Genomic DNA, 4,144 nt, shown 5'->3' on the forward strand with positions numbered 1-4,144 from the left:
ACAACAACTCCGCTTCCTGCGTCACTGGCACCAAATGAAGAATGAGGATTTGAATCGTAATGTGAAAGCAATAATAGTGCTTTTCCCTTTTCACTTCCTTCAATTTTAGCTAAAATATTTTTGGTGTTTGCTGCTGCTCTCCACTTCTTATTAATAGCTATTTGCTCTTGAACTTCAACTTGCAATCCTAATTCTTCTAACTGAGAAACTATATAATTTCGAACTGTTTCATGTTCAGGAGAACCTGTAAAATGCGGTTTCTTGGTGATTTCTTTTAAATGATCTAATGCTTTTTCTGTTGAAAATTCTGTTTTTTCAGTAACCTCTTTACTTTTTTCTGAAGGCATTAAGCTGTAAAAACTATAATAGACTGCAGCAATAATTATTAGTATTGAAATTACTTGATGAAATTTTTTTGAAATCATATTTTAACTATTAAATCGTTTAAAATTAATTTATTTTTTAGTCAAATTATAATAAAATGTTAACGTTTCATTAAATATGGCTATAAAGCAATAAATAACACACTGTTTTTTCTCAATTCTGTTATCTTTGAAAATTACTTTTTTAAAAACTAACTATGGATAGACGGAATTTTTTTAGAAACGGATCATTATTTGCTCTTGGAACTTCATTATTAAACCCTTTTGATCTTGCTGCTGCTCCAACAGATTTTGATACACTTAAAAAGAATAAAAAAGCTAAAAATATTATTGTAGTGGTAAGTGATGGAATGAGTATTGGAACGCTAAATATGGCTGATTTATACCTTTCTAGAAAAACCGGAGTTGGAAGTCATTGGCTTCAATTATATAAAGATAATAGAATAAATCGCGGTTTAATGGATATGGCTTCAGCCAGCTCTATGGTTACAGATTCTGCAGCTGCTAGTTCGTCTTGGGGTGGTGGTGTTAGAATCCCTAACGGAGGTTTAAATATAAGCGCAAACGGTGAGGAGCACTTACCTATTTGGCAAAAATTTAAAATGGCCGGTAAAATGGCTGGTTGTGTTACAACTGTACCTATTACCCACGCAACTCCAGCTGGTTTTTGTGTAAATAGCAAATCTAGAAATTCGCAAGCTGAAATAGCCGAAAAATATTTGAATTTGGGTTTTGACATTATGATGGGTGGTGGTGAAAAATATTTTTCTTCAGAATATAGGAAAGATAAAAAGGACATGTTTCAAGAATTTACAAATGGCGGTTATCAAGTAGTAAAAACTAGAAATGAAATGCTTTCAGCTGATAATAACAAACCAATTCTTGGTGTTTTCAATACTGATGGGCTTCCATATACTATTGACAGAAATAACAATAAAGAACTTACAGAAAAAGTTCCAACATTAGGTGAAATGACACAAAAAGCAATTGACCGAATGAAAGATCATCCTGAAGGTTTTGTGTTGCAGGTTGAAGCTGGAAAAGTAGATTGGGCAGCTCATGGAAATGATATTACAGGTCTTTTATATGACCAATTTGCACATGATGAAGCAATAAAAGTTGCGATAGATTTTGCTGAAAAAGATAACGACACTTTGGTTATTATTACTACCGATCACGGAAATGCAAATCCAGGTTTAATTTATGGTAAAAAAGCAAATGATAATTTTGACTCCCTTCAAAATTATAAACATACCAACGATTGGATATTAAATGGCTTTGGTAAAGAAACTTCAATATCACAAATAAAAGAACGTATTAATTACGCTAATAATTTTGGGGTAACTGATGAAGAAGCTAAATCAATTCTAAGTTATTATACTGATATTAAATCTGAAGATGGTGTTTACAATTCCAGACACTTACCTTTTCAAGTGTTGGCTGAAATTCAAAAACAACATAATTCTGTTGGGTGGATTAGTATGCAACACTCAGCTGATTATGTAGAATTAGCCATGTTTGGTCCTGGAAGTGAATTACTAACACCATTTATTAAAAATACTGACCTACATTATTTAATGTTGGAAGCAGCTGAAGTAGAAAATAAGTTTTAACTCTTTAAATATATCTAACTTTTGTGATAAATTTTTCGTCAATCCGAGTGTCAGTTCGAGCGCAGTCGAGAACTATTGTATCATCTCGACTGCGCTCGATGTGACAAAAAAATTAGAATTAAAAACTGTTCTTTGTAAATCATTTGTTACTCCAATATATAAAGTGCCCCTAATTTTACTAGCTAAAAGATAAACATAGTATTGATGATTGGTTTTCATATTTTATATAGATTCCTGCCTACGCAGGAATGACAGTAGTAGGTTTATACTAAAAAAACTTAAAATAAGTAACTTTATAACTGACACTAAAAAACAACAATTATTCCTTTTTAATCAATAAATAAGTGTCATTTTCTAAGATTAAATAACCTTGATCGTAAATATAATAAATTGTCATTCCTGCAGGGCAGAGCGTTAAGAGGGCAGAGCGTTCAAAAAATACCCAGTGGGTGTTTTTAGCGAACGAGCCAGGTGAAGCCTTAGAAAAGTAGCTGTTTTTAGAGAATGAGCCAGCCGGCGCGTGGTTGATTAACAGGAATCTATAGTAGGTGCTAAAAATAGATACCTGCCTTCGCAGGTATGACAAAACTAAATTCTTTTATTATTCCTGATTAAAGTGAAACGAAATAACACAACATACTTGTCATTCCTGCGTAGGCAGGAATCTATACAAGCCTTAAATAAATGCGCAAGACTTTATCATTAACACCCAAATAAAAAAGACAAACAAACAATTATAATTCTATAGATTCCTGCCTACGCAGGAATGACAGTAGTAGGTTTATACTAAAAAAACTTAAAATAAGTAACTTTATAACTGACACTAAAAAACAACAATTATTCCTTTTTAATCAACAAATAAGTATCATTTTCTAAGATTAAATAACCTTGATCGTAAATATAATAATAGGTGTTTCCTGTTTTTGTAGTATAAATTGAAGTAAAAAAATTAAAATCAAAATTTCCATCTAGCAACTTAGTTCTGGTAACTTTTGTTTTACCAGTTTCATTTAAACGTGCTAATAAATGATGATTTTTACGAAGCCTATTATTAACATTCCGAATTAAATTTTTACTTTCTCTATTTACTTGGTTATTAAAAGTGTTTCTACAATAATCTGAACAAAATTTTTTGTCAACTCTTCCATTAAAAGGTTCTCCGCATTCTAAGCAATTTTTTTTCATAGCAATTTTTACTCTTTTTCAATTAATATCTTATAACTAATACTAACAAATATACTAAAAAATACCCATTTACAAACGACTACAATCGTTTACATACGAAAGTAATTACATAACAACCGAATAAAACAAACTACCTAACCAATATTTGCACTGTTGAATTGAACGAATGAGATTCAACCTAAATAAAAATCTTATCTTATGAGTACGTTAAGAAACAAAGTACAGTTAATTGGAAACTTAGGAAACAACCCTGAAATTATCACTTTAGAAAATGGTAAAAAATTGGCAAAATTTTCTTTAGCAACAAATGAAAGCTACAAAAATGCCCAAGGTGAAAAAGTAACGGAAACACAATGGCATAATCTAATTGCTTGGAACAATACAGCTGAAATAGTTGAAAAATATTTAGAAAAAGGAAAAGAAATTGCTATTGAAGGTAAACTAACCTCAAGAAGTTATGAAACTAAAGAAGGTGAAAAAAGATATGTTACTGAAGTAATGGTTAGCGAATTATTAATGCTTGGAAATAAGTAAAAGGGAAGTTGCTTTGAAAAGAGATAAAGAGTGTCATATGGCACTCTTTATGCTTAAAATATACGATTCTTCAATTCGCTGTGCTACTTTCAGAATGACACTACACACTGTCATCCTGAATATAACTAGATGTCATACCTGCAGGGCAGAGCGTTCAGAGGGCAGAGCGTTCAAAAAATACCCCGTGGGTGTTTTTTAGCGAATGAGCCAGCCGGTGCGAGGTTGTAACAGGTATCCAAACAAACCTCCTTGACAAAAAGCAAAACATTAACACTTTAACCAACTAACCACAATAAAATAAAAACCGCCACAAATAATTAAAACCCTATAGATTCCTGCCTGCGCAGGAATGACAACACACTGTCACCCTGAATATAACTAAATGTCATACCTGTGAAAACAGGTATCCATACCTTGTAATTTGAATTG

4 protein-coding genes are annotated in these 4,144 nt (G+C 31.7%); 2 read left to right on the forward strand and 2 right to left on the reverse strand.

What is annotated here, in order from left to right; translation table 11 throughout:
- Positions 1 to 425: M28 family peptidase (locus Q0352_RS07765; protein ID WP_299526158.1), on the reverse strand; the 425-nt coding region annotated here is incomplete at its 3' end.
- Between the two features lie 155 nt (positions 426 to 580).
- On the opposite strand from Q0352_RS07765, the gene Q0352_RS07770 reads away from it, so the two are divergent.
- Positions 581 to 1,996, forward strand: a complete 1,416-nt coding sequence (locus Q0352_RS07770; RefSeq protein WP_299526161.1) for an alkaline phosphatase — start codon at positions 581 to 583, stop codon at positions 1,994 to 1,996.
- A gap of 837 nt (positions 1,997 to 2,833) precedes the next feature.
- Here Q0352_RS07770 and Q0352_RS07775 read toward each other — a convergent pair.
- Positions 2,834 to 3,181: a hypothetical protein gene (locus Q0352_RS07775; RefSeq protein ID WP_299526164.1), complete on the reverse strand. Its 348-nt coding sequence runs from the start codon at positions 3,179 to 3,181 to the stop codon at positions 2,834 to 2,836.
- Between the two features lie 198 nt (positions 3,182 to 3,379).
- Here Q0352_RS07775 and Q0352_RS07780 point away from each other — a divergent pair, with 198 nt between their 5' ends.
- Positions 3,380 to 3,715, forward strand: a complete 336-nt coding sequence (locus Q0352_RS07780) for a single-stranded DNA-binding protein (protein WP_299526167.1) — start codon at positions 3,380 to 3,382, stop codon at positions 3,713 to 3,715.
- Positions 3,716 to 4,144: the final 429 nt, after the last annotated feature.

The sequence above is a fragment of the uncultured Lutibacter sp. genome (assembly GCF_937891065.1).
In the GTDB taxonomy this organism is placed as follows: Bacteria; Bacteroidota; Bacteroidia; order Flavobacteriales; family Flavobacteriaceae; genus Lutibacter.